At 37.2% G+C, this 25545-nt stretch carries 26 protein-coding genes and 1 other annotated feature; of the genes, 9 read left to right on the forward strand and 17 right to left on the reverse strand.

Going from position 1 to position 25545, the window contains the following annotated elements:
- Window positions 1-33 precede the first annotated feature (33 nt).
- The 8 genes from BWGOE10_RS23145 to BWGOE10_RS23180 form a co-directional block, all read right to left on the reverse strand.
- Window positions 34-1602, reverse strand: coding sequence for an amidohydrolase (locus tag BWGOE10_RS23145; RefSeq protein ID WP_070145116.1), 1569 nt, complete (start codon window positions 1600-1602; stop codon window positions 34-36).
- Between the two features lie 70 nt (window positions 1603-1672).
- The gene (locus tag BWGOE10_RS23150) at window positions 1673-2104 is read right to left on the reverse strand and encodes a VOC family protein (protein ID WP_070145117.1); all 432 of its coding nucleotides are present in this window, start codon (window positions 2102-2104) and stop codon (window positions 1673-1675) included.
- A gap of 103 nt (window positions 2105-2207) precedes the next feature.
- Entirely contained in the window at window positions 2208-3794 is a 1587-nt protein-coding gene (gene mbcS, locus BWGOE10_RS23155; protein ID WP_070145118.1) for an acyl-CoA synthetase MbcS, read from the reverse strand.
- Between the two features lie 193 nt (window positions 3795-3987).
- Complete coding sequence (locus BWGOE10_RS23160) at window positions 3988-4182, reverse strand: alpha/beta-type small acid-soluble spore protein (RefSeq protein WP_000168891.1); 195 nt, start codon at window positions 4180-4182, stop codon at window positions 3988-3990.
- Window positions 4183-4261: 79 nt separating this feature from the next.
- Window positions 4262-5476: a tRNA uracil 4-sulfurtransferase ThiI gene (thiI, locus tag BWGOE10_RS23165; RefSeq protein WP_002067574.1), complete on the reverse strand. Its 1215-nt coding sequence runs from the start codon at window positions 5474-5476 to the stop codon at window positions 4262-4264.
- Between the two features lie 6 nt (window positions 5477-5482).
- Complete coding sequence (locus BWGOE10_RS23170) at window positions 5483-6625, reverse strand: cysteine desulfurase family protein (RefSeq protein ID WP_070145119.1); 1143 nt, start codon at window positions 6623-6625, stop codon at window positions 5483-5485.
- 171 nt (window positions 6626-6796) lie between these two features.
- The gene (gene ezrA / locus BWGOE10_RS23175) at window positions 6797-8506 is read right to left on the reverse strand and encodes a septation ring formation regulator EzrA (protein ID WP_070145120.1); all 1710 of its coding nucleotides are present in this window, start codon (window positions 8504-8506) and stop codon (window positions 6797-6799) included.
- 304 nt (window positions 8507-8810) lie between these two features.
- A complete protein-coding gene (locus BWGOE10_RS23180) occupies window positions 8811-9647 on the reverse strand; it encodes a LysR family transcriptional regulator (RefSeq protein WP_070145121.1) in 837 nt (278 codons plus the stop codon).
- Between the two features lie 124 nt (window positions 9648-9771).
- On the opposite strand from BWGOE10_RS23180, the gene BWGOE10_RS23185 reads away from it, so the two are divergent.
- Complete coding sequence (locus BWGOE10_RS23185; protein ID WP_070145122.1) at window positions 9772-10716, forward strand: DMT family transporter; 945 nt, start codon at window positions 9772-9774, stop codon at window positions 10714-10716.
- An 11-nt stretch (window positions 10717-10727) separates the two neighbouring features.
- Here the strand turns inward: BWGOE10_RS23185 and refZ are convergent, their stop codons facing one another.
- Window positions 10728-11366 (reverse strand): forespore capture DNA-binding protein RefZ, encoded by a 639-nt coding sequence (refZ, locus tag BWGOE10_RS23190; RefSeq protein ID WP_002160225.1) that lies wholly within the window; start codon window positions 11364-11366, stop codon window positions 10728-10730.
- A gap of 147 nt (window positions 11367-11513) precedes the next feature.
- Between refZ and BWGOE10_RS23195 the strand changes: the two genes are divergently transcribed.
- On the forward strand, window positions 11514-11993 hold the full coding sequence (locus BWGOE10_RS23195; RefSeq protein ID WP_070145123.1) for a GAF domain-containing protein: 480 nt from the start codon (window positions 11514-11516) through the stop codon (window positions 11991-11993).
- Between the two features lie 211 nt (window positions 11994-12204).
- Here BWGOE10_RS23195 and megL read toward each other — a convergent pair whose 3' ends face one another.
- Entirely contained in the window at window positions 12205-13383 is a 1179-nt protein-coding gene (megL, locus tag BWGOE10_RS23200; RefSeq protein ID WP_070145124.1) for a methionine gamma-lyase, read from the reverse strand.
- 398 nt (window positions 13384-13781) lie between these two features.
- On the opposite strand from megL, the gene rpsD reads away from it, so the two are divergent.
- Both rpsD and BWGOE10_RS23210 read left to right on the forward strand, forming a co-directional pair.
- Window positions 13782-14384 (forward strand): 30S ribosomal protein S4, encoded by a 603-nt coding sequence (gene rpsD, locus BWGOE10_RS23205; protein ID WP_002015568.1) that lies wholly within the window; start codon window positions 13782-13784, stop codon window positions 14382-14384.
- Between the two features lie 246 nt (window positions 14385-14630).
- Entirely contained in the window at window positions 14631-15779 is a 1149-nt protein-coding gene (locus tag BWGOE10_RS23210) for a type I restriction endonuclease (protein ID WP_070145125.1), read from the forward strand.
- 87 nt (window positions 15780-15866) lie between these two features.
- Here the strand turns inward: BWGOE10_RS23210 and BWGOE10_RS23215 are convergent, their stop codons facing one another.
- Window positions 15867-15995 (reverse strand): hypothetical protein, encoded by a 129-nt coding sequence (locus tag BWGOE10_RS23215; protein WP_044737572.1) that lies wholly within the window; start codon window positions 15993-15995, stop codon window positions 15867-15869.
- Window positions 15996-16196: 201 nt separating this feature from the next.
- Here BWGOE10_RS23215 and BWGOE10_RS23220 point away from each other — a divergent pair, with 201 nt between their 5' ends.
- Window positions 16197-16484, forward strand: coding sequence for a YjdJ family protein (locus tag BWGOE10_RS23220; RefSeq protein ID WP_081338204.1), 288 nt, complete (start codon window positions 16197-16199; stop codon window positions 16482-16484).
- Window positions 16485-16562: 78 nt separating this feature from the next.
- Here the strand turns inward: BWGOE10_RS23220 and tyrS are convergent, their stop codons facing one another.
- The 6 genes from tyrS to acsA form a co-directional block, all read right to left on the reverse strand.
- On the reverse strand, window positions 16563-17819 hold the full coding sequence (gene tyrS, locus BWGOE10_RS23225; RefSeq protein ID WP_070145127.1) for a tyrosine--tRNA ligase: 1257 nt from the start codon (window positions 17817-17819) through the stop codon (window positions 16563-16565).
- A 70-nt stretch (window positions 17820-17889) separates the two neighbouring features.
- Window positions 17890-18119, reverse strand: a binding site (T-box leader).
- A 77-nt stretch (window positions 18120-18196) separates the two neighbouring features.
- Window positions 18197-18442: a hypothetical protein gene (locus tag BWGOE10_RS23230; protein ID WP_070145128.1), complete on the reverse strand. Its 246-nt coding sequence runs from the start codon at window positions 18440-18442 to the stop codon at window positions 18197-18199.
- A complete protein-coding gene (locus BWGOE10_RS23235) occupies window positions 18423-18968 on the reverse strand; it encodes an RNA polymerase sigma factor (RefSeq protein ID WP_070145129.1) in 546 nt (181 codons plus the stop codon). The genes BWGOE10_RS23230 and BWGOE10_RS23235 overlap by 20 nt, the downstream gene beginning before the upstream one ends.
- Window positions 18949-19404: a hypothetical protein gene (locus BWGOE10_RS23240; RefSeq protein WP_070145130.1), complete on the reverse strand. Its 456-nt coding sequence runs from the start codon at window positions 19402-19404 to the stop codon at window positions 18949-18951. Before BWGOE10_RS23240 ends, BWGOE10_RS23235 begins: the two co-directional genes overlap by 20 nt.
- A 67-nt stretch (window positions 19405-19471) precedes the next feature.
- Window positions 19472-20029, reverse strand: coding sequence for a maltose acetyltransferase domain-containing protein (locus BWGOE10_RS23245; RefSeq protein WP_070145131.1), 558 nt, complete (start codon window positions 20027-20029; stop codon window positions 19472-19474).
- 89 nt (window positions 20030-20118) lie between these two features.
- Window positions 20119-21837: an acetate--CoA ligase gene (gene acsA, locus BWGOE10_RS23250; protein ID WP_070145132.1), complete on the reverse strand. Its 1719-nt coding sequence runs from the start codon at window positions 21835-21837 to the stop codon at window positions 20119-20121.
- A 176-nt stretch (window positions 21838-22013) separates the two neighbouring features.
- Here acsA and acuA point away from each other — a divergent pair, with 176 nt between their 5' ends.
- The 4 genes from acuA (at window position 22014) to BWGOE10_RS23270 (ending at window position 25533) form a co-directional block, all read left to right on the forward strand.
- Window positions 22014-22646 carry an acetoin utilization protein acetyltransferase AcuA gene (gene acuA / locus BWGOE10_RS23255; RefSeq protein WP_070145133.1) on the forward strand — a complete coding sequence of 211 codons (633 nt, stop codon included), beginning with the start codon at window positions 22014-22016 and terminating at the stop codon, window positions 22644-22646.
- Window positions 22647-22663: 17 nt separating this feature from the next.
- Window positions 22664-23308: an acetoin utilization AcuB family protein gene (locus tag BWGOE10_RS23260; RefSeq protein ID WP_002123078.1), complete on the forward strand. Its 645-nt coding sequence runs from the start codon at window positions 22664-22666 to the stop codon at window positions 23306-23308.
- Complete coding sequence (gene acuC / locus BWGOE10_RS23265) at window positions 23305-24471, forward strand: acetoin utilization protein AcuC (RefSeq protein WP_081338203.1); 1167 nt, start codon at window positions 23305-23307, stop codon at window positions 24469-24471. Before BWGOE10_RS23260 ends, acuC begins: the two co-directional genes overlap by 4 nt.
- Window positions 24472-24675: 204 nt before the next feature.
- The gene (locus tag BWGOE10_RS23270; protein WP_070145135.1) at window positions 24676-25533 is read left to right on the forward strand and encodes an alpha/beta fold hydrolase; all 858 of its coding nucleotides are present in this window, start codon (window positions 24676-24678) and stop codon (window positions 25531-25533) included.
- Window positions 25534-25545: the final 12 nt, after the last annotated feature.

A 25545-nucleotide genomic window follows, 5' to 3' on the forward strand; every position in this document is an offset into this window, starting at 1 on the left:
CAAAATGTATTTTCAGGCCGTTTCCTCAAACTTTTAGACATCTTTTCTATAAACAATCTCCCCATCAATGACAGTCATTTCTGCTTGTACTTCTTTTATTTCTTCCGCATCAATTTCAAATATGTCGCGGGCTAATATCGTAAAATCTGCTTCATATCCTTTTGTAATTTGTCCTCGCTTTGCTTCTTTTCCAATTGCATACGCACTTCCTGTCGTAAATAGAGAAACTGCCTCATATACTGTTAATCTTTCTTCTGGCATATAGCACACACCATCAATAAAGCTTCTACGTGTAACAGCACTATATATACCTAAAAACGGATTCACTTGTTCAATTGGTGCATCAGATCCCCCGTTACAATGTAATCCTGCGTCCAGCAATGTCTTCCAAGCGTACGCGTAACGAAGACGATGTTCTCCTAGTTTTTCAATGACTGATGGAAAATCTGATGAAACAAAGACCGGTTGAATATCAATAATAGCTGGCAAGTGTTTCATTCTTTCAATCAACTCTTCACGAGCTAGCTGGCAATGAATAATACGGTCACGTAATCCTTCTGCTGGTGGATATAATTCAAGCGCATCAATGACATATTCTAGCGATAAGTCACCGATTGTATGAATCGCAACCGGCATATGTAAATCACGTGCTTTCTTCACTAACCCTGCAAGCTCTTCCCGTGAAAAAATCGCAACTCCATTCGTTTCCTGCGCATCTTCATACGGCTCACTTAATAAAGCGGTTCTTCCGCCGAAAGAACCGTCAGAAAAAATCTTCATCGCTCCAAATTCAATATAGTGCTCATTTCCATATTCTTTTCGTTCATTCGCTACTTCATGATGAACGAGCAAATGTGCTTTAAATGGCATTTCTTTTACAACGTGTGAAAACGCATTGTACGTTTTTTGAAAGCCACCATAATAATTTAAGTCTTCCGTATGTCCGCCAACTAATCCGTATTGCCAGCAGTCTGAAATAGCTGTTTGCAGAGCACTTTGCAAATACGCTCCGTCTATTTCGGGCTGAACATGTTTAATTAACTCTTGTCCTTGCTCATATAAAAGTCCTGTTAATTTATTTAATGAGTCACGACCAATTTTTCCGCCCTTTGGATCTTGCGTCGTTTCCGTTATGTTCGCTTCTTGCAATATGTATGAATTCACCCATGTCACGTGGCGACAAACGCGCTTTAATAAAATCGGATGTTCTTTAGAAATCTCATCTAAATCATGTACATGAACATGTTTTGTATCTGTAAAATTATTTTCATTCCATCCTTCTCCGATAATCCATGTTCCTTGTGGCGCTTCTTCTACTCGCTTCTTAACAAAGGTAAGCACTTCGCTATATGATGTACAATTTGATAAATCTAGACGAAGCAACCTCTCTCCATGCCCAATAAGATGCATATGGCTATCAACGAGCCCCGGAATCATTGTTTTCCCCTCTAAATCGTATAACTTCTCCGCAAAATGTCGGCTCTCTAACTCTTCTTTATTCCCGCTATCCACAATGATGCCATTTTCAACGTAAACAGCTTCCACTTTTTCGTTTTCTTCTCTCATTGTATAAATGGTTCCACCATACCAAATTTCCCCCATATATTTCATCCCCCTTATTTTTATTGTATAGAAAAAAGCACCATTTCAAAACATGGTGCTTTTCTAAAAATTACTTTTGTTCAGTAGTAGACGTTGTAACTTGCCATTCAATATTAAATTTATCTTTCAATTGTCCGTATGCTGGGCTCCAGAAAGTTTCTTGAAGTGGCATAATAACTTCTCCACCTTCTTGTAACTTATCGAATACTTCTTTCGCTTTTTCTGCATTACTAATTTGAATTGCGATTGTTACTTGAGATCCAATTGCATGCCCTTGACCTGGGAATGTATCAGAAATCATAAGTTCCGTATTACCAACTTTTAAAGTAGCATGTAAAACGCGCTCTTTTGCTTCAGCTGGAATCGGGTATTCTGGATTTTCAGGCATGTCACCAAAAGTTTGCATTACTTCTACCTTTGCGTCTAACGCCTCTTTGTAAAACTGTACAGCTTCTTGCCCACTACCATCTAAAACTAAGTACGGATTAATACCTAAAATCATACGGACACCTCATTTTTTAGTTTATAAAATCGAACTTATGTTCGTTTTTATCATATCATACGTTTTGCATTTCATTCAACTATTTACTTCCCTATTTTCAAAATTATTTTGAAGGAAGCTCCATCTCTTGTTTTCTAAGTTCAATACGGCGAATTTTTCCGGAAATCGTTTTTGGTAGTTCATCTACAAATTCAATTTTGCGAGGGTATTTATATGGTGCAGTCAGTTCTTTGACGTGTTGTTGAAGTACTGGAATCAATGTTTCTTCGTTCTTTTCTATATTCTCTCTTAACACGATAAATGCCTTCACGACACTTCCGCGAATTTCATCAGGGCTTGCGACAACCGCACACTCTCTTACGTAAGGATGTTTTACAAGCGCATCTTCTACTTCAAACGGTCCGATTGTATAACCAGAGCTAATAATAATATCATCACCGCGCCCTTCAAACCAGAAATAGCCGTCTTCATCCTTTTTCGCTTTATCACCGGTAATATAATAATCACCGCGGAATTGCATCGCTGTGCGCTCATTGTCTTTATAATATTGTTTAAAGAGTGCTGGTGTTTCAATGTGAACTGCAATATCACCAACTTCTCCTACCTGCACCGGAATACCTTCCTCATTTACGATATCAACATGGTTGCCTGGCGTCGGTTTTCCCATTGATCCTGGTCTAATGTCCATCCCTTTCATTATCCCAACGAGTAATGTGTTTTCCGTTTGCCCATAACCGTCTCTTACCGTAATATCAAAATGCCTTTGGAACGTTTCAATAACTTCTCTGTTTAACGGCTCACCAGCCGATACAGCGCTATGTAACGCTTCTAAATTGTACGCACTTAAGTCTTCTACCTTTGCCATTAATCTATACTCAGTCGGCGTACAACAGAGCACATTCACCTTATTATCATCTAATAAATTTAAATATGTTTTTGGTTCAAATTTGCCGTTATATACAAATCCTGTTGCACCTGAACCGAGAGTTGCTAAAAATGGGCTCCAGATCCACTTTTGCCACCCAGGACTAGCTGTTGCCCATACAACATCATTCTCTTCAATTCCGAGCCAATTTGGGGCGCTCGTACGTAAATGAGCGTATGCCCACGCATGCGTATGAACGACACCTTTCGGATTTCCTGTCGTCCCTGACGTATAAGATAAAAAGACCATATCTTCTTTATCTGTCTTCGCCATTTCTAACATGTCACTTTCTGTTTCTAATGCTGTTTTTAAATTTTTCCAACCATCTACTGAACGCTCGCTCAAGACGAATTTTTGAAGAGATTCCACCGCTTCTACGCCGTCGAATTGTCCAATATACGGTTCGTAACTTACGATTGCTTTCACTTCTCCGTGCCCAATACGATACTCAATATCTTTTTTACGCAACATTTCTGAGCTTGGAATAACGACAAATCCTGCTTTAATCGCAGCAATGTACGTCATGTAAGCTTCAATTAAGCGCGGCATCATAATAAGGAGCTTGTCCCCTTTTTGTAAACCACTTTTTATAAAAGCGTTTCCAATTTTATTCGCGCCTTGCATTAATTCAAAATATGTAACCTCTCGTCTATTTCCGTTATCATCTTGCCAAATTAAAGCAAGCTTCTCTTTATCATTCGTATATTTCTCTATTTCCGAAACTAAATTATAAGACGGTGGCGCCAACAATTCCTCTCTCTTCATATAACATCCTCCTTTATTTCTATGCCTCCCTTATATAATAAAGAATTTTCAGTAAATTTTGAACCCTCTTCTTTTGACAAATTTTTTATATTTATGTCGAACCGTTGAATAAATTTATATCGATTTATCGATAAACAATGACAAAAAAGAAAGAGCGGGAGAACCCGCTCTTTCTAAGCCATCGTATATGGGATTATTTTTGGTAACCGCCTAATTGTTGCTCAGCTAGTGAAACTAGACGTTTAGTAATTTCGCCACCAACAGATCCGTTAGCGCGAGATGTTGCATCAGCTCCAAGTTGAACACCAAACTCTTGAGCGATTTCGTATTTCATTTGATCTAATGCTGCTTGAGCACCAGATACTGCTAATTTATTTGTGCTTGCCATGTTGTATCACCTCCTTGTGAGTATAGAGTGTGATAAATAACATGACTTCATGCACATTTGAATGTGGTAATTTATGGGTTTAGAAAAGTTCTTCGAATTTTTCTTCTTCGGCCACTACTTCTACTGTTTGTAATACCATTGTTTCTTTGTTCGCTACAGCCTCTTCAATTAACGGCGCGAAATCGTACTTCGCTTCAAAACGATTTGCTTTCTCACGCTTCGGTTTCGTCGATGGACTTGCTGGTGTAAATACTGTACAGCAGTCTTCATATGGACGAATTGAAATATCATACGTTCCAATTTCTTTTGCAATTTTAATAATTTCTAATTTATCCATCGTAATAAGCGGACGAATAACAGGATAGTTTGTTACTTCATTAATCGTATGCATACTATCTAACGTTTGGCTCGCTACTTGTCCAAGACTTTCACCAGTCGTAATTGCAAGTGCATTACGCTCCTCTGCAATACGCTCTGTAATACGCATCATCATACGACGCATAACTGTCATAGAATAGCTAGATGGAATTTCTTTATTAATCGTTTTTTGCACTTCAGTAAATGGAACAAGGTGCAGTGTTACACGTTTACAGTATTTCGTTAACTCTTGTGCTAAATCGATTACTTTTTGTTTCGCGCGCTCACTTGTGAAAGGTGGACTATGGAAGTGAACTGCTTCCACAGATACGCCGCGTTTCATCGTTAAGTAAGTTGCTACCGGGCTATCGATACCACCAGAAAGAAGTACCATTACTTTTCCGCCAACGCCAACTGGTAAACCGCCAGCTCCCATGTGCTCACCACACATAATATAGCTGTAACCACTGCGAATTTCTATACGTACATTCACATCTGGATTATGAACATCTACTGTGATATCCTCTGTATTTTCTAAAATGTGCCCACCGATTTCTGGAAGTAACTCCATCGTCTTCATTGGGAAGCGCTTATCAGAACGGTGCACTGTAATTTTAAATGTTTTTACATCACCTTTTACTTGTAAGAAAGCTGCTAATGCACCTTTTTTAATATCTTCTAATTCTGATGGTACTTTCATTGCTAAGTTAAACTTATGAATACCAAATACATCTTTCAATCTTTCAGAAATTGCTTCATGGTCTTCACCATTTAACTGAATGTACATACGATCATGTGTTGCATCAATTTTAATGTTTGGGAATTTTTTTAATTTGAATTTCACATTATCTTTTAACGTACTTACGAACTTAGAACGGTTCTTTCCTTTTGTCGTCATCTCTCCATAACGAACTAAAATATATTCATATGTCATCATATTCCTTTACCTCATCACTTCATATAATTTTGGCATTGTCTCTTTAACAATACCTTCAAATTGTTTTACTTCTTCCATCGTGTTGTCTGGTGCTAGACTAATGCGAATCGCACTTGTAGCTGCGGCGTGCGGTACTCCCATTGACACTAGTACTCGGCTCACTTCATTTGCTTTTGAAGAACAAGCAGACTTCGTCGATACATATACACCATGCTCTTCTAAAGCATGAACGACTACTTCTGGTTTTAAACCGACAAATGATACATTTAAAATGTGCGGTGCCGCATATTCAAGTGATGTATTAATCGTTACAGCTTCCATCTCTTTAAAGAAACGGACTAGCTCTGTTTGTAAATTTTGCAAATGAACTACCTTTTCTTTCACTTGTTCCATCGTCATACGAAGTGCTTTCACCATCGCTACAATACCAGGTAAATTTTCTGTACCTGAACGATACTTGAGCTCTTGTTGACCACCTGATAAGATTGGATCTAATCTTACACCATCACGTACGTAAAGAAGACCTGTCCCCTTTACGCTATGAAATTTATGTCCAGATATTGAACAAAGGTCAATATGAGAAGCGTATAAATCAAGTGGTACTTTTCCTATCCCTTGTACATGGTCCACGTGGAATCTTATTTTCGGATAGTTCGATAATAATGTTCCAATTTCAGTAACGGGCTGAATCGCTCCAGTCTCATTGTTCACGTGAATAATTGACACAAGAATCGTATCTTCACGAAGCGCTCGTTTTACATCTTCTACCGATACAACACCGTGCTCGTTAACCGGTAAATATGTTACATCAAAACCGAGATCTTCTAATTGTTTATATGCCTCAAACACAGACGCGTGTTCAATATTTGTTGTAATGATATGTTTGCCGCGCGAACGATTCCTCATCGCTATTCCTTTAATCGCAAGGTTATTCCCTTCCGTTCCACCCGATGTGAAAATAATTTCAGAAGGTTTAACGTGAAGGAGCTGTGCTGCAATCGTTCTCGATTGTGTTAATAGACGCTCTGCCTCTCCCCCAAGCGAATGAATAGAAGAAGGATTTCCAAAATATTTCCCCGCAACCGTTACATACGATTGAAGAGCTTCTGGATATGGCTTTGTCGTCGCACTATTATCAAAATAGATCATCGTTCTTCCCCTTTCAGCGCTGTCACATCGTATAATCATATCATAAATACGTGTAATTACGCTAAAACTACTCAAAGGTTCCGTTATATTTTAAACGAACAACCTTACTGTATTCCGCTATTCATTATAGCAACATCGCCTTCAAAATTACACAAAAAAACAAACCCTTTATTAAAGGGTTTGCTCATTGTCTACATATTCAGCTATTTTTTGAACAACGCCAGGTTCAAGTTGCTCTAATATAGAAGCCGCTTGTTCTAAAGCTGCATCGTATTGATATTCACGGAATAATTTCTCCGCATAATTTAAGCTTTCTGCAAGATTCTCATCATGACTGCGGTATCGGTTACCGTATTGAATTAGTTTTTCAACTAAATAAGCTTGTCCAATTAATTCTTCTGTCATTTCAGATACACCATTCACAACTGTGTATGCTTCTTCTAAACTGCTATTTACAGTATTCATATTTAACGGCTTTACTTCTAATTGCTCATATACAGCTTGCATCGCCATTTGCCCTTTTTGTAAATCTTCCATAATACTCTCTGGAAGACCTGGTAAATTCGACTTTTGCATAAAACGTTTCGTCTCAAAAATTGTATTTCGCATTTCTTGTAACTTCTCACGTGCTTCAAATTCTTCTTTGCGCATCGTTTGCAGCATTTCTTTATATTCTGCATGAAGTACTTTTAAAGTTTCACATTGATCATAAACCTCTTCTAGTTCCTCACGAATAATAGAGAATGCAATATCTTGTTCAGCAACGCGTATTTGTAACACTTCAAAACGTTTCGTTAAAATATGCATTTGCTTTTCAATTACTTTTTGTGACTCAATGTCTTTGTCTTGTAATTGATAACTTTGTTTCACAAGTTGTGTTTCTATTTTCGTTTCAATTGTTTCTGTACGAATTTCTTCTAAATCTTCATAAACAGATAGTGTTTTTTGCTCCACATAATGTTTCGCATGCACTTCTTGTTCAAGTTGATCATAAAAACTATCTAAACGAGTTTTTAAGTTCTCTACTTTTTCTGCCGCTTCCGTTATATGAAGCTCCTGTATATCCATTAAACATGTTTGTAGTTGTGTCGTCATATCGCGGACTTCTTTAGGAATTTCCAAATACTCTAATACATAACCTTGTCTTATCATATCATCATGGCCTTGTAATAAATCTTCCAGCTGAACTGGTAATGTCGCTTGACACTCTACCAATAAATCTGGAATTTGATGAATAACGATTTCTAAACTTGCTAAACCTTCTTCTAAACTAATAACAATTTCTCTCGCTTTTAAATAATCACCATTATCTGTTGCCTCTTCAAAAGTTTTGAACTTCTCGGATTCACCATCTAACATCTCTTCAATTTTTTGCTCAGCTGCTCCATACATGTGTCGATGAGCAAGAACGCTCTTTTTCATACTACGATATGTATCACGTAACCCTTCAATTTCCGAGCTATTTTTCTCATGGCTTTCTAACAGTTGCTGTAATTCATTTAAAATGTCCGTAATACGATTATCAGCGTCATCTAAACCACTTATGGATTCTTTCATCGCATGCTTTGCTTTGCGGAAGGAGAATTGCGAGGCGAATTTTCGCGCTTGCCCTAAATCTTTTTCTGCTTTCGGAAGAGTTGTTGATACAATTTCATCCCACTCTTCACGCCATTTACCAAACAGTTCTTCTGTTTGACCTGTCATATTTAAATCTTTTACCCGCTTTAGTTCATCTGCCACAGGTTTATCTTTTATCTCTTGTTTCCACTGCTCCAGTGCTTCAATATCTTTATATGAACGATTTCTTATCACAAGCTCTATCATGAGCAGCACTAGAATAGAGCTTACTACAATGATAACGATCGTCAGGATAGAATCCATGCAAAAAAGCCTCCTAGTTATATCTCTTTTTTTGTCCGTTCCGTTTATGAAATGGAAGGCATTATGTATAAAAAGGGAATTCCCCTATATTTAACAACTAACAATGTTCTAATCATACCATGTAATGACGTGTTTTTGACCTAGTTTTTTTTAAAATTTCATGTTTCTTTAAATGTAAATGTATTATTTCTTAATATTCCGCTTATTCCATTCTCCACCCTCAAATGAATGCAATAAAGTGAAACTTTAATCAGAGGGCGTTTTGTCCATCCCCTCTGATTATTAGCCTTCACCAATCGGACTTTTACGGGCAGTTAATGGGGGATAAAGAGCTCTCTTTCATATGAGAGACGAAATAAATCTTTCGCATTAGTGGTGGTTCTACAGAAATCGCACGCACGTTACCTTGCATTACAGCTTGCTGTACAGCGGTTTCCGGAAGCAATGTTATACCAAGTCCAGCTCCTACCATCGCAATCATCGGTTCTGCATAAGATGTTTCAACCGCAATTATTGGTTTCGCACCCATACATTGAAACACATGCATAATCATTTTCCTTACATCGCATATTTCTGGGTATACAATTAGCTTTTCATTTTGCAACTCTTCCATTTGGATTACCCCTCTCGCTCTATACGGATGATCATTTGAAACAGCACAAACGATTTTTTCTTCCCGCATTTCTTTCATATACGTAGCGCCCTCTACTACTGAATCGATGAACATCGCTTCAATTTTTCGCTCTTTAAATAACTCTATTAATACTTTCGTATGCTCAATTTGCCATTCTATTTCATATGTATCCTCTAATAAGTCTTTACACTTTGATATGTAATGAGCCGCTAAACTCGGTAATATACCTATTGAAATTTTCCGCTTCTCTTGATATTCCTTCATTTCCGTTTTCACTGCATTTATTTGCTCCAAAATCGGTAACATTCTTTTTATAAATAACTCTCCAGCTTTTGTTAATTCTACCCCTTGAGCGGAACGTTTTAATAAAGTAACCTCTAAGTCAGCTTCTAATCTTTGAATTTGTTTACTAAGCGCTGGTTGTGAAATATGTAAAAGCTTACTCGCTTTTGATAAACTTCGCGTATGCTTTACTTCAATAAACGATCGTACTGCCTCCAAATCCATCCTACACACCTCTAACAAAAAGTTATAACCGCCATAAAAAATCGATATTTCCTTCTACAAAGAATTACTCTTTATACTTATTTCATCAACTTACTATAACGAAATAGAAAGGAGAATGATACTCTTGGACAAAAAACAAATGTTACTCGGATCTCTTCTATGCTTACTTGCTGTAACAGCTTGGGGATTTATGTTTCCTGTGATGGCAAATGCCTTGCAATTTATCGATCCGTTCTTCTTCACAACTATCCGATACGGATCAGCAGCTATTATTTTCCTTATTCTGCTCTTAATTATCGAAGGAAAAAATTCTCTCCGCTTAGAAAAAAGAACACTTTCTTTATTGTTTTACGGAACATTCGGTTTCGCTGGGTATGGATTTCTCATTTTCTACGGACAACAACTTGCTGGGCCTTCCGGAGCAATTCATGCGGCTATGATTCAGTCTCTTATGCCACTTATCGCTCTTTTATTACAATGGATAACAAAAAATCGCCGGCCAGGGTACTACACATTTCTCTGTATGTTCGTTGCGTTACTCGGTGTTATGCTTGTCATTTCAAAAGGGAATCTTCATCTATTATTTGGAGCAGCAAGCCACGTATCAACGAATATATTTATGTTATGTGGCGTTACTTGCTGGGTAATTTACACGAACGGCGGTGCTAATTTCAAGTCTTGGTCACCACTTAGATACACAACATTAACTTGTTTATTCGGTTCTATTTCACTCGTTATAACCGTTACTGCATTAACAATCACAAATATAATTTCTGTACCGTCACTGCATACAGTTATGAGCGTTCGTTTTGAACTCTTTTATATGTCGATTGTTGCTGGCGTTATCGCTGTATTTTGCTGGAACACGGGAAATCGGTATATTTCATCTATTAACGGCATATTATTTATGAATTTAGTTCCTGTACTTGCACTTATCGGTTCTATGTTTCAAGGTTATACTGTCGATAACATAGAAATTGTCGGAGCCTCATTAACGATTATTGCACTATTATGTAACAATTTATGGCAAAGAAAACAAGATATAAAAATCCCCACCTCAGTTCGTTAGGTGGGGATTTTTCACATATGAACAGCTCTTGGCAGTTCATAATACATACTCGCTTTATATAATGTTCGTTCCATCCATTGCTCAATTTCCTTCGTATACATTTCTAAGAAAAACGTCTCAGATGGAAACGAGTGTAGCACCTCTGATATATATTGTGGATATAAAAACGGCATATTCATCATGCCTTTTAATTGCGTCATAAACATTGTAAAAGATACCTTTTTAAATTCTTGCTTCATTTGTCCTTGTTTAATGATTTGCTCTATATAATATCTTTCTCTAGAAAAATAAACAGTCATCACTTCACGAATTAATGTCGTATCAAGCGAAAGCTCTCTATAAAAAAAACGTGTCAGTTCTCTATTATCAAATTGATATCGTAAAATCCCGCGCACCATTTGCACCATCACATCTTTAGCCGATAAATACTCTCTCTGTTCAAATGACGTTTCAATTACATGAATATAACCCTCTAAAAAATCAGTAATAAGCTGTTCTAATAACCCTTGCTTTCCAGCAAAATAATATGAAATATTCGCTACATTCACATCCGCTCGCTTTGCAATGTCTCGCACCGATGTCCCGTCATAACCTTTCGTATTAAACAACGATATTGCCGCATCAATTACCTTTTGTTTCGTCTGCTTCATGCGCTCACTTCCTCTCACTGAACAGCTATAGTTTAAATTTCTTGACTTTTAAGACAAATTCCTTTAATTTTCTATCGACAAAGTCATGTGAAATACATCGTATTTTGCTATCATTTTACATATCTCGATAAAAAGGGAGTTGTTTCCATGTTTACAAAAGAAAGTTATGCAGGATCTCGTGAAGAGCAATATGAGACAGTAATTAAACAACTGGATGCATTATTAACTGGCGAACCGAACGTAGTCGCAAACTTATCAAATGCGTCCGCACTATTAAATCAATTTTTAAATCGCGTTAATTGGGTTGGCTTTTATGTAACAGAAGGAAATCAGCTTGTTCTTGGACCATTCCAAGGAATACCAGCTTGCGTGCGTATTCCTTTCGGACGCGGTGTTTGCGGCGTTGCAGCTGAAACAAAAATAACGCAGCTTGTAGCAGATGTTCACCAATTCCCAGGACATATCGCTTGCGATAGTGCCTCTAATTCTGAAATCGTTGTACCGATTATGAAAGAAGGAAATATCATTGGTGTACTTGATATTGATAGCCCTGAAAAAAATCGTTTCGATGAAGTAGATCAGCACTATTTAGAAAAGTTTGTGGAAACACTCCTAAAACATATTTAAAAAGAAAAGAGTGAGTTATCGATTAAGTACGTAACGTACGAAACCGATAGCTCACTCTTTTTTATCCCGCATTAACGGGCAGTAAGACTCCCACCTCAAAATTCGGCGAATACAAGGAAGTTAGGTGGGAGATAACTTCCCGTAAAAGCCCGATTGGTTCAACTAATAATCAGCGGGGGATGGACAAAACCCCACTGATTAAAGTTTCACTTTATTGATTACTCACAGTAGATATCTTCTTTAGTGCCTGTTCTAAATCAGAAACGATATCTTCCCATGATTCTAAGCCGACAGATAGGCGTATTAAATTATCGAAAATACCCATTCCTTTTCTTAGTTCAGCTGGAATAGCTGCATGCGTCATCGTCGCTGGATGCTGAATTAACGTTTCTGTATCACCTAAACTTACGGCAATTGTAATAAAATGAAGGTCATTGATAAACGACTGTGTTTCCTCTTTCCCGCCTTTAATTGAAAAAGAAATAACGCCCCCGCCTCGTTTCATTTGGTGGGATGCTAATTCTCCCTCCGGATACCAAACACCTTCTACTGCTTCATGATTTTTCAAAAACGATACAATTTTTTCCGCATTATCACAATGACGATCCATTCTTACTGCTAATGTTTTTAATCCGCGTAACAATAACCATGCGTCAAACGGCGCCATAATACCGCCGATATCTTTTCGCATCGGACGAATTTTGTCAGCTAACGCTTTCGTTCTACAAATTGTTACACCCGCTACAACATCCCCGTGACCACCAATATATTTTGTCGCACTGTGAACGACGGCGTCACAACCGAGTTCAAGAGGTCTTTGTAAATAAGGTGAACAAAACGTATTATCGACAATAACAAGCAAGTCATTGCGCTTCGCTACCCCGATCACCTTTTCTAAATCAATTAATTTCATCGTTGGATTAATCGGTGTTTCAACGAAAATGAGCTTTGTATTTGGGCGAATTTTATTTTCAATATCAGTCTCTGTCTCCATATCACAAAACGAATGAGTAATCATAAATTTTTCTTCTAATACTTCTAAAAAACCGTAAGTACACCCATATAATCCATTTGAACAAATAATATGATCTCCAGCCTTTAGAAAACCGATTAACGTTGCTGAAATGGCTGCCATACCTGAACCAAACGCCAGCGCTTCCTCTCCACCTTCTAAAACAGCCATACGTTCTTCAAATAATTTCACAGTTGGATTCCCAAGCCTTGAATAAATATAAGATGGATCTTCTCCCGCAAAACTCGCTTCTCCTTGCTGTGCTGTCTCAAACGTAAATGTAGAAGTTTGAAATAAAGGTGGTGTTAAACTCCCTTTATTTTCATTTGATTCATATCCGTGATGAATTAATACTGTCTCCATATGTTTCTTTTTCATAAAAACATCCCCCTTATGTCTTTATTGCCACATATCCACCAGGAAAAATTTGATGAACGTTTTTACTACATTTTATGTAAGCGTTTTACTTCTGTTTCTATCTCTTCTTTTATATTGTTTTAAATTCCTTCTTGTTAATTTCCAAAATTTATCTGCATAAAACAAAAAGGGAGTCACTTGACGAAACTGTAGGTAAAAGATATAATAGCGTTTGTGTAAAATAAAAAGGCAGCCTTGTAATGTGAGTTTATCGTTTGTATTTTGTTCCTCTGCGGAGGTGTATCTCGTAACTCCCTGCTGCTGGAGCGAAGGTACATGAAAACAAAATACCCGTAAATATCGATTACGTCTGTTTTTATTTTACGAAAATAAAAACATTTTTAAAGGAGGAGTCAACTATGGCTCGTTATACAGGTCCAGCATGGAAACTGTCTCGTCGTCTTGGAATCTCTCTAAGCGGCACAGGAAAAGAATTAGAAAAACGCCCTTACGCACCAGGTCCTCACGGTCCTAACCAACGTAAGAAACTTTCAGAATACGGTTTACAATTACAAGAGAAACAAAAACTTCGTCACATGTACGGCATGACTGAGCGTCAATTCCGTCGCACATTTGACCAAGCAGGTAAAATGCCTGGTAAGCACGGCGAAAACTTCATGATCCTTCTTGAAGCTCGTCTTGACAACCTAGTTTACCGCATGGGCTTAGCTCGCACTCGTCGTGCAGCTCGCCAATTAGTAAACCACGGTCACATCACGGTTGATGGAGCTCGCGTAGATATCCCATCTTACCGCGTTAAACCTAACCAAACTATCAGCGTTCGCGAAAAATCTAACAGCCTTGTTGTTGTTAAAGAAGCGATCGAAGTTAACAACTTCGTACCAGAATACTTAACTTTCGATGCTGATAAGTTAGAAGCTACTTACACTCGTCACGCTGAGCGTTCTGAGTTAGCAGCTGAAATCAACGAAGCATTAATCGTAGAGTTCTACTCTCGTTAATGACAAAAAGCCAATCCTCTGGATTGGCTTTTTTCAATTCTCACCATTATTTTTTATATCCCACGTAACAGAAAAACGTAAATACTCCACACGCCACCTAAAATAATTAATTTTTTATTTAATCAAATTCAAACAAAAAGAATAACCTTCCTATTTTCATACAGAACTTCTGTTATATTATGAACTTTCATAGTAGAATAATATTAATATTAAGAATTTTAAAAATTTTAAAGAGGAGACGTTGATATGGAATTCAGAAATGACATAAACAAAATAGCTAACCAAATTTTAGAACGAAAAGAGTACATAACTAATGAAGAAATGACCAAACAATCATTAATTATTCCTTTTCTTCAAAAGCTAGGCTATGACGTTTTTAACCCTTTAGAAGTTAGACCAGAGTATATTGCAGACTTTGGAACTAAAAAGGGGGAAAAAGTCGATTATGCGGTTTTCAAAAATGGGGTTCCAATTATTCTAATTGAGGCAAAATCCGTAACAGAAAATCTCCTTAAACACGATGCGCAACTATCTAGGTATTTCAATGCCTTACCTGATGTCAAAATAGGGGTACTAACTAATGGTGTAGAATACAAGTTTTATACTGATTTAACAAATGACAACGTGATGGATGAAAAACCTTTCTTCACATTCAGTATGGATAATTTAACTAATGTTGATATTGAAACAATTGAAACTTTTACAAAAGAAAATTTTGAAGCTGAGGGAATCGTAAAATATGCCGAAGAGCTTATTTATATGACCAATTTGAACTCTACAATTAAAGCATTATTTAAAAACCCTTCAGATGACTTCCTTCGTTTTCTAATTAAAGACTTTAGCTCAACTAGAATTACAAATAACGTTTTAGAGCGATTCCGACCAATTGTTAAAAAAGCAATTAATCAAACACTATTAGAAATAATCAGTGATGGTTTAACACCAAAAGAAACAAAAACAACGGAGAAAATAGAAACAAACTTGGTTGCAGCCGCTTCTATCGAAATAATTGAAGACATTAGCAAAGAAGACAAAACAGATAGAGTTTTCACTACCGAAGATGAACTAACCGCATTTAACATTGTTAAAGAGATTTTAACTGAAAATCAAAGAGATATCAGCGACCTTAAATATAAAGATACCATTAGTTATTTTTGCATCATGAATCGTGTAATTACAAAATGGTTTATACGTCTCTTCCTCGATGGAGAAGCAAAATCCTTAGTTGTAAGATTAGATTTAGAAGCTACTAAACAGCTATGCCCTAATTTTGTGGTTGAACAAGCCCCAAAATCACAGGGAGTAAGTAGAATTTTCATTGATAATGTTAATGATTTAAAAGATTTGGAACCACTTATTATTTCGTGCTATGATCAAATTTTAGCTAATGTTTAAAAGAGAGAAATGTCCGCTCTCTTTCCAACAGCCTGACAAAAAGCCAATCCTCTGGATTGGCTTTTTTCGTTTATATATAAAATAAAATTATTTATTTTCCTCTTTTTGAACATATACATAAGCATCTTTCTGCTCTTTATGTACATCAACCTTCGTGTTCTCTGCAAGCTGACCCGCATTTAGCAAAGAAAAAATAATGAGCGCTTCTAGTGACATTTCGTTTTACCACTCCTTTCTATTTGTTATACGTTTATCATACCGCTTACATGTGATTTCCGTATGAACTCGAAAAGGAGATTACAACAAAAAATTACAGGATTGCTAATGCACCCTATCCCAAAAACAGTTTATTAAAGTAAATTATCACGTTATACTAACCATAAAATAGGAGGTGGATTCTTTTTGACAATAAACCAAATGGTTCAACTCGGAAGTTCATTTATGCTATTTATTACTTCAGCACTTATGAGTTGGTATCAGGGGAGTAATTTAATAGATTATCCTGATGAATGGAAATATAGCGCTAAGTTTACGAATTACTTTAAAGGCACCGTTTCAAATTACCAAGATATTTATCAAATCGATTTCTTTATATACGCGGCAAAATTTTATCCAACAGCATTTGTCGTTATGTTAATTAGCTTACTTTATATGCTCGTATTAATTCTTCATATTCTATTTAAAAGAAATCATGAGGCAATTTAAATGCATACATAAAAACCCCGAACGATAGACTTTTCAGCCTACCATTCGGGGTACTATTTGTTTTAGATTCTTTTCTGATTAGTAACGGATTAAGAAATATTTCTTCTTACCGCGGCGAATGATTGTAAATTTACCTTCGATGCGGTCGTTTTCTGTTACAACGTAGTCTAACGCTTGTGTACGCTCACCGTTTACGTAGATTGCACCGTTTGTTACATCTTCACGTGCTTGACGTTTAGATGGTGAAATTTTGCTTTCTACAAGTAAGTCGATTAATACTGTATCTTCTGCAGTACGTTCTACAGATGGTACATCTTTGAATCCTTGCTCGATTTCGCTTGCAGTAAGTTCTGCTACAGAACCACTGAATAATGCAGCTGAAATTTTAATTGCTTGCTCTAACGCTTCTTCGCCGTGAACAAGTTTTGTCATTTCAGATCCTAACGCTTTTTGTGCTGCACGTTTTTCTGGTGCTTCAGTTACTTGCTTCTCAAGCTCAAGAATTTCTTCATGAGATAAGAATGTGAAGTATTTTAAGTATTTAACTACATCGCGGTCATCTGTATTGATCCAGAATTGGTAGAACTCGTAAGGAGTTGTTTTCTCTGGGTCTAACCAAATTGCGCCGCCCTCTGTTTTACCAAACTTCGTACCGTCAGATTTTGTAACTAGTGGAATTGTTAAACCGAATGCTTTCGCATCTTCTTCTGATTTACGGATTAATTCAAGACCAGCTGTAATGTTACCCCATTGGTCACTACCACCGATTTGAAGACGGCAATTGTGCTGTTGGTATAAGTTTAAGAAGTCGTATGATTGTAAAATCATGTAACTAAACTCAGTGAATGAAATACCAGTTTCTAAACGAGATGCTACTGTATCTTTTGCTAACATATAGTTTAAACCGAAGTTTTTACCGATATCGCGTAAGAATGTAATTACATCTAAGTTACCAAGCCAGTCATAGTTGTTAGCCATTGTTGCTGGGTTGTCCACGTTTTCAAACTCTAAGAAGTTTGAAAGTTGGTTTTTAATGCTTTCTGTGTAGTAAGCAACTGTATCTTTCGTATTTAATGTACGCTCTGCTTTTTTACCACTTGGGTCACCGATCATACCAGTACCACCGCCAACAAGTGCGATTGGTTGGTGACCAGCTAATTGGAAACGACGTAACATTAATACTGGTAACATATGACCAATATGTAAGCTATCCGCTGTCGGGTCGAAACCACAGTATAATTTAACGCTTTCTTTTTCTAATAATTGCTCAAGGCCCTCAGCATCTGTTTGCTGATTAATTAGACCGCGAAATTCAAGATCTTGTAAAATACCCATATCCTACATACTCTCCTTTAAGTTCATTACTGGCGTGAATGTTGAAAACATAAAAAAATCGCCCCTTCAAATAAGGGACGATTTTGATTATCGCGTTACCACCCTAGTTGCAGGCAAAAAAAAGCCTACCACCTTATTTACATAACGGCTTAGCACCGTCTTTTCCCTTTTGAATACAATTCAATCGAAAAAAGATGCTCTAGGGGCGTAATTCGCGATCATCTATGTGCTGATTTTCACCGACCATCAGCTCTCTAAAACAGGGAAATGATCACTACTTCTCCCTTTCCACGCTCAATTATTCATATACTTTTCTTTATACCATCATTTATATAGGCGTGTCAAATAGAGGTAGGATTTCTATCTCTATCAATCCTTTACAACGTTGCAAGGAATATTGTAATAAGAGAAAAAATCGGAACACCGACTAATAGCGAGATATGAAAAACAATAGATAAATCATTTCCAATCGTCGCCTCCACAGGATCTTTAGCCGGAGAAGCAAGAAATCCGATTAATCGATCGAAGCGACTTACCGTTTTTGGAAAATCCGGTATTTCTACATGGTCACTATCTAAATGCTGCTGTAACTTATATTCATTCTTAAAGGGATTTTCGCTCAATTTCATCCACCTCCAGCAATTGTTTCAATTTCTTTATCCCGTTATGAAGTCTCGACTTCACTGTTCCAACAGGAATATCTAATACCTCTGCAATTTCTTTTTGCTGCATATCATGATAATAAGAAAGAATGAGGACAGCTCGCTGTTCTTCAGGAACTTTCAAAATTGCTTCTCTTACTGTGAGCCGATCTTCGTGAGAAAACTCCTTTTCCTGAATCGGCACTAAAAACGGCAAAAGCGTACGCCACTTTTTTCTCCTATTTAATTTATTAATCATAAGACGATAACCGATTTGAAATAAATATGTTTTTATTTTTCCTTTTTCGATTTCATACATATGTTTTTTTCGTTCTAATGTCAAAAACGTATCTTGCACAAGGTCGATACTCAGTTGTTCATCTCGGTTAAATCGATACAAAAATGTATATAGCGCTGGCTTGATTAAAACATATAGTTTTTCTCCCGCCTGCTTATCTCCATTTCGATACGCAAGCATGAGCTCCTCCTCAATCCCAATCTGCGCCATGATTTTTGATCTCCTTTATTCCTTTTAACGTTAATGAAATGCGGGAAATTAAATATACACTTGCGACAATAATCCATACTTGTGATTGATTCGTAAAAAATTGAACATAAGGGTTTTGAATTGTATAGCCGATTGAAACTAAAATGTTTAATGCTTGCACACATATACATGCATACACTGCAAGACAGGCCGAAATAGTATCAAATACATTCCAGCGAAAATATACTTTTGTTTTTGTAAAATCAATTTTATATCCTTTTTTCCGTACTATATGTTTTCTATCAAACGGAATAATGATTGAAAACATAACAATCATTATGACTCCAGCTGTAATCATTGATACTTTAAATCCAATTGGCATCGGTAATAACAGACCACAAGAAAATACGACTATAATTCCGATTAAAGCAAAAGTAAGAATCCATTTATTAGACATACAAAACGCCTCCTCCATCTATTCTTTCATAAACGTATACAGACGAGGAAGGCGCTTCGTTCAAATATTATTTTATTTTTTTTATAATTTTTGCAGGATTCCCGCCAACTACTACATGATCCGGCACATCTTTCGTTACAACGGCGCCAGATGCGATAACCGCATTGTCCCCAATTGTTACGCCCGGATTAATAATAGCTCTTCCGCCAATCCACACGTTATCGCCAATTGTAACTGGCTTTCCGTATTCAGCACCACTTATACGCTCTACTGGATCAAGTGGATGTGTCGCTGTATAAATGTGAACTCCTGGAGCTAACATACAGTTCACTCCGATGTCTACTCGGCATACGTCTAAAATCGTACAATCAAAGTTTGCGTAAAAGTTTTCACCAACATGAATGTTATAACCGTAATCACATCTAAAAGAAGATTCAAGATGAATATTGTCCCCCGTCGTGCCAAATAGTTCTTTTACAATTTCACTACGTTCTTCTAATTTTACTTCTGATGTTTCATTTAACTTTCTTGTTAATATACGAGCTTGCTCCCTCTCTTGTACTAAAACTGGATCAGCTGGTATGTACATTTCCCCTTGTATCATCTTTTCTTTTTCTGTTTTCATTTCCTTCTCCCCTTCCAACACGTATATATAAGTTCATGATAACATAAAAAAGAAAGGTCTGAACGTCATTTCGTTCAGACCTTTCTCTCTTAATCTTCCATCGTCGATAAATCGCCTGTTGGTAAGTTTAATTCCCACGCTTTTAATACGCGGCGCATAATTTTACCACTTCTCGTTTTCGGTAATTTATCTCTAAATTCAATTTGTCTTGGCGCTGCATGAGCTGCTAGGCCTTTTTTCACAAATTGACGAATCTCTTCTTTTAATTCTTCAGATGGTTCGTATCCCACGCGAAGCGCGATAAATGCTTTAATGATTTCACCGCGAACCGGATCTGGAATACCAATTACACCAGCTTCTGCTACAGCAGCATGCTCGATTAATTTACTTTCTACTTCAAACGGACCAACACGCTCACCTGACGTCATAATTACATCATCAATACGTCCTTGGAACCAGAAGTATCCATCTTCGTCCATATAAGCTGAGTCACCTGATACGTACCAATCTCCCGGCATGAAGTAAGAATCATATTTTTGTGGGTTATTCCAGATTCCACGCATCATAGCTGGCCAACCTTTACCAATCGCTAAATTCCCCATTGTGTATGGAGGCACTTCATTTCCTTCATTATCAACAATCGCTGCTTTCACACCTGGAATTGGTTTACCCATTGAACCTGGACGGATTTCCATACAAGGATAGTTACAAATAACTTGTCCGCCAGTTTCTGTCATCCACCACGTATCATGAATACGAAGGCCAAATGCATTCATACCCCAGCGAATTACTTCTGGATTTAACGGCTCACCAACACTTAATACGTGACGCACTTGTGATAAATCATACTTTTTAATTGCGTCTTGTCCAGCTCCCATTAACATACGGAATGCTGTTGGTGCGCTATACCAAACTGTTACACCGTAATCTTGCAACGCCTCATACCACGCTTCTGGACTAAATCGGCCACCTAAAATAACATTTGATGCCCCTACTAACCACGGTGCAAAAATACCGTAAGCTGTTCCAGTTACCCAGCCTGGATCAGCTGTACACCAATATACGTCATCTTCTTTTAAATCTAATACCCATTTCGCTGTTTGATAATGCTGAACCATTGCGTTTTGAGCATGAAGAACGCCTTTTGGCTTACCAGTAGAACCAGATGTATAATGAAGAATTAAACCGTCTTCACGGCCTAACCATTCGATATGTAATTCTTTTGAAGCTTGTTCAAATAAAGGATTGAACGCTACAGTTTTACCGCCTTCTTCTGCATTATCTCCAACGAGAAAGACTGTTTTTAAAGCTGGTAAATCATTTAATGGTATGCGCTCTAACAATTCAGGAGTTGTAATTAACACCTTTGCCTCGCTATCTTCTAAACGGTCGCGAACTGCGCCTTCCATAAATGCTTCAAATAACGGTCCAACAATTGCCCCTAATTTCACTGCACCTAGAAGTGCGAAATATAATTCTGGAGAACGCGGCATAAAAATAAAAACGCGATCGCCTTTCTCAACATCGCCATAGTTTTTCAGGACATTTCCTGCTTTATTAGAAAAATCCTTCATTTCCTTAAATGTATATTTTTCTTTACGAGATCCATCTTGATAATAAAGTGCTACCTTATTTTTTCGATCGGATTTCGCATGCTTATCAATTGCCTCATACGCCATATTTACTCGGTCAGTTTCATTCCAAGTAAAATTTTTATTAACCTCTTCCCAGTTAAAATTCGCGTATGCCTCTTCATAATTCGGCAAATTATTTTCCCCTTTAATGACAGGAAGCGTTTCTACTTTCATACTTTACATCCCCCTCCTATGTATTCTATTATCTATTATAATGATATTATTTAAAATTTTCAGTATATTTGTTGATTTTTAGACAAATTTTTAATGACAAAATTCGATTCACATCGCATATATTATAAAGTACGATATTAATAGATTCACAAACCCTCAAGGTGGTGAGCAATAAATTGATTCATAAAAAAATATATAATGCCAGAAACTTAAAAACAGCGAAAGGCACTTTAATTATTGAAGGGCCTGTCTCTACACATAACTTAGAAATGTATGAATTTCATCCAGACTTAATTGCGTTTCGTCCTGCCGAGCAGCAATATAAAGCAATTGTCGAAATTTCTAAATTACCAGAAGCTCGTCTCATTATTGCTAGACATGACCAAACGATCGTTGGATACGTTACATACTTGTATCCTGATCCGCTCGAGCAATGGTCAGAAGGAAAAATTGAAAACTTAATTGAACTCGGGGCGATTGAAGTTGTCCCAGCTTTTCGCGGTTGCTCTGTCGGAAAAAACTTATTAGAAGTTTCAATGATGGACGATCATATGGAAGATTACATTATATTAACGACTGAATATTATTGGCACTGGGATTTAAAACAAACAGGCTTAAATGTTTGGGAATACCGAAAAGTAATGGAAAAAATGATGAATGCTGGTGGTTTACAATGGATGGCTACAGATGATCCTGAAATTTGTTCACATCCTGCCAACTGTTTAATGGTCCGCATCGGTAAACGCGTTGATACGGATTCTATTCAAGCATTTGATCGTCTACGTTTTCACAATCGTTTTATGTATTAATAAAGGGGGCAACTGGAATGATTGTAGAAGAAATTATGAATCAAAATGTAGTAACACTACATCCAAACGATACAATCGAAACAGCAATCCGAACGATACGTACGAAAGGCATTCGGCACATTCCAATTGTCGATCAAAATAATCATGTCGTAGGCATTATTTCTGATCGGGATGTAAGAGATGCAAGTCCATCAATTCTTGATGAACAAGTTTCACTCGATATGCTGAAGCAACCGCTTGAACTCATAATGAAACACCCTGTCATGACTTGTCACCCTCTCGATTTCGTTGAGGAAATTGCGACTTTATTTTTCGAAAATAAAATAGGCTGTCTTCCTGTTACGAAAGCTGGAAAACTCGTAGGTATCATTTCTGAATCTACAGTGCTGCACACGTTAGTGAAATTAACAGGAGCGCATCAACCAAGTTCACAAATTGAAATTCAAGTCAAAAATGAACCTGGTATTCTTGGAAAAGTCGTTGCTATTTTTAGTGATTTACAAATAAATATTGTGAGCGTTCTCGTCTATCCAGCAAAAGATGAGAATGATAAAGTACTCGTTTTCCGCATTCAAACGATGAATCCTCTAAAAGTGATTGATGCACTTGAAGCAGAGGGCTACCGCGTATTATGGCCAAACATAATGGGGATGCAAGCATGAGCAGCGCCTTCATTTATTCGGATGACTTTCGGGGCTATTCTTTTAGCCCTGATCATCCTTTTAACCAACTACGCGTCACACTTACGTATGATTTATTACAAAAGAGTGGTTTTATCTCCCCTGCTCAAGTCATTCCGCCAAGAATGGCTACGGATGAGGAAATTGCATTCATTCATACAGAGGAGTACATAAATGCGGTAAAACTTGCTGGAGAAGGAAAGTTAGAAAAATCCATTGCGATGACATATGGGCTCGGAACAGAAGATACACCGATGTTTCCAAATATGCATGAAGCAAGTGCATTACTCGTTGGCGGTACGTTAACAGCTGTAGATGCTGTTCTTTCCGGGAAAGTGAAACATGCACTCAATTTAGGCGGCGGCTTACATCATGGCTTTCGCGGCAAAGCATCTGGCTTTTGCATTTATAACGATAGCTCCATCGCAATGAAATATATTCAAAAGAAATACGGTTTACGTGTTTTATATATTGATACAGATGCTCATCACGGTGATGGTGTACAGTGGTCTTTTTACGACGATCCTAACATATGCACCATTTCATTACATGAAACTGGGCGTTATTTATTTCCTGGAACTGGTGCTGTGAATGAACGTGGGCAAGGTAATGGATATAGTTATTCTTTTAACGTTCCACTCGATGCTTTTACAGAAGACGAATCATTTTTAGAATCGTATCGAACTGTTGTAAAAGAAGTTGCAGCGTACTTTAAACCGGATATTATTTTAACGCAAAATGGTGCTGATGCTCATTATTACGATCCACTCACACACCTTTGCGCAACAATGAACATTTATCGTGAAATACCGAAGCTCGCTCGCGAAATCGCTAATGAATATTGCGACGGTCGCTGGATTGCTGTCGGCGGTGGTGGCTATGATCACTGGCGAGTCGTCCCAAGAGCTTGGGCACTCATTTGGCTCGAAATGAACAACATCCAAAACATCTCAGGTTATCTTCCTCCAGAATGGATTGACGCTTGGAAAGGACAAGCAGAAACAGAACTTCCTCTCACATGGGAAGATCCAGACAACATGTATCAACCTATCCCTAGAAAACCAGAAATCGAAGAAAAAAATACATTAACTGTAGCGAAATCCCTCGAAATTATTCGGAATAATATGACAAAATCTTTGTACTAAACGAAAAGGAGGCTCGTTTTTGAATAGCCTCCTTTTATTTATTGTCGATTTCTGTCGGTAAGTCGATATATTTTAAAAATCGCTGATATATTTTGATAATCGCTGATATATTTCAAGTTACAGTCGATATAATCTAATAATCGCTGATATATTTTTATGTACTAATGGACTGGCCCAACTCTTATAAGAAAAGGTAGTGATATTATGTGGAAGCAACAAATGGTCCCCACAAAACGTGGCACATTTGAACTCTTTACAAAAGGAAATGGCGAACCACTTTGCATTACACATCACTATTCACAATTTAATGAAACTGGTGATTACTTTGCGAATGTTTTTACTGCTACGCATCGTGTATTCCTTATTAATTTACGAGACGCTGGTAACTCAGAAAAAGCCAATTCAGAAAAAGAATTAACCATGATTGAAACAATTCACGACTTAGAAGCAATACGAGAAGCTTTACAACTTCCCACATGGCACTTCGCTGGTCATTCAACAGGTGGTATGCTTGGACTTTTATATGCCATTACATATCCAACTTCCTTGCAATCATTAGTCATGGCCGGAGCCGCAGCAAGTAACTATACCGAAACACCATTTTGTATTTATCATCCAGAACATCCACAGTTTCATTATATGCAAGAACTCATCGAAAACTTGAAAAGCCCTCATCTTACAAATGCAGAACGAAAAGAATTATCTACTAAGAGAACCAAATTATCATTGTATAAACCTGAAAACTACAACTCTTATTTTTGTAAACCAATCCAAAAAACAATGTCCGCTAGCCGGATGAACGCTTTCTCTTATGAATATCCGTTATTTGATTTAAGAAAATACTTACCTTCTATCCATACAAAGACGCTTATTATTTGCGGAAGACATGATGTGCAGTGCCCGATTCAATATTCTATTGAAATGCATGAGGGGATACGCAATTCTATTTTTGTGCCATTTGAGGACAGTAACCATTATCCTTTTTTAGAAGAAGTCGCCTTATTTACTTCTACTACTCAAAAATTTTATAAATCGTTACAAAAAAAAAGCAGCATGCACTAAACCTGCTACTTT

Source organism: Bacillus mycoides, from assembly GCF_001757995.1.
Classification (GTDB): Bacteria; Bacillota; Bacilli; order Bacillales; family Bacillaceae_G; genus Bacillus_A; species Bacillus_A mycoides_B.

Coding starts and splice junctions, on each gene's coding strand:
- mbcS (WP_070145118.1), bottom strand. CDS start 3,794: ATGAAGAGAGAGGAATTGTTGGCGCCACCGTCTTATAATTTAGTTTCG.
- rpsD (WP_002015568.1), top strand. CDS start 13,782: ATGGCTCGTTATACAGGTCCAGCATGGAAACTGTCTCGTCGTCTTGGA.
- BWGOE10_RS23240 (WP_070145130.1), bottom strand. CDS start 19,404: ATGTCTAATAAATGGATTCTTACTTTTGCTTTAATCGGAATTATAGTC.
- BWGOE10_RS23235 (WP_070145129.1), bottom strand. CDS start 18,968: ATGGCGCAGATTGGGATTGAGGAGGAGCTCATGCTTGCGTATCGAAAT.
- megL (WP_070145124.1), bottom strand. CDS start 13,383: ATGAAAAAGAAACATATGGAGACAGTATTAATTCATCACGGATATGAA.
- BWGOE10_RS23245 (WP_070145131.1), bottom strand. CDS start 20,029: ATGAAAACAGAAAAAGAAAAGATGATACAAGGGGAAATGTACATACCA.
- BWGOE10_RS23160 (WP_000168891.1), bottom strand. CDS start 4,182: ATGGCAAGCACAAATAAATTAGCAGTATCTGGTGCTCAAGCAGCATTA.
- thiI (WP_002067574.1), bottom strand. CDS start 5,476: ATGATGACATATGAATATATTTTAGTTCGTTATGGAGAGATGACGACA.
- acuC (WP_081338203.1), top strand. CDS start 23,305: ATGAGCAGCGCCTTCATTTATTCGGATGACTTTCGGGGCTATTCTTTT.
- tyrS (WP_070145127.1), bottom strand. CDS start 17,819: ATGGGTATTTTACAAGATCTTGAATTTCGCGGTCTAATTAATCAGCAA.
- BWGOE10_RS23220 (WP_081338204.1), top strand. CDS start 16,197: ATGGTTCAACTCGGAAGTTCATTTATGCTATTTATTACTTCAGCACTT.
- BWGOE10_RS23195 (WP_070145123.1), top strand. CDS start 11,514: ATGTTTACAAAAGAAAGTTATGCAGGATCTCGTGAAGAGCAATATGAG.
- BWGOE10_RS23180 (WP_070145121.1), bottom strand. CDS start 9,647: ATGGATTTGGAGGCAGTACGATCGTTTATTGAAGTAAAGCATACGCGA.
- BWGOE10_RS23260 (WP_002123078.1), top strand. CDS start 22,664: ATGATTGTAGAAGAAATTATGAATCAAAATGTAGTAACACTACATCCA.
- refZ (WP_002160225.1), bottom strand. CDS start 11,366: ATGAAGCAGACGAAACAAAAGGTAATTGATGCGGCAATATCGTTGTTT.
- BWGOE10_RS23150 (WP_070145117.1), bottom strand. CDS start 2,104: ATGATTTTAGGTATTAATCCGTACTTAGTTTTAGATGGTAGTGGGCAA.
- BWGOE10_RS23145 (WP_070145116.1), bottom strand. CDS start 1,602: ATGGGGGAAATTTGGTATGGTGGAACCATTTATACAATGAGAGAAGAA.
- BWGOE10_RS23270 (WP_070145135.1), top strand. CDS start 24,676: ATGTGGAAGCAACAAATGGTCCCCACAAAACGTGGCACATTTGAACTC.
- ezrA (WP_070145120.1), bottom strand. CDS start 8,506: ATGGATTCTATCCTGACGATCGTTATCATTGTAGTAAGCTCTATTCTA.
- BWGOE10_RS23170 (WP_070145119.1), bottom strand. CDS start 6,625: ATGATCTATTTTGATAATAGTGCGACGACAAAGCCATATCCAGAAGCT.
- BWGOE10_RS23210 (WP_070145125.1), top strand. CDS start 14,631: ATGGAATTCAGAAATGACATAAACAAAATAGCTAACCAAATTTTAGAA.
- BWGOE10_RS23215 (WP_044737572.1), bottom strand. CDS start 15,995: ATGTCACTAGAAGCGCTCATTATTTTTTCTTTGCTAAATGCGGGTCAG.
- acsA (WP_070145132.1), bottom strand. CDS start 21,837: ATGAAAGTAGAAACGCTTCCTGTCATTAAAGGGGAAAATAATTTGCCG.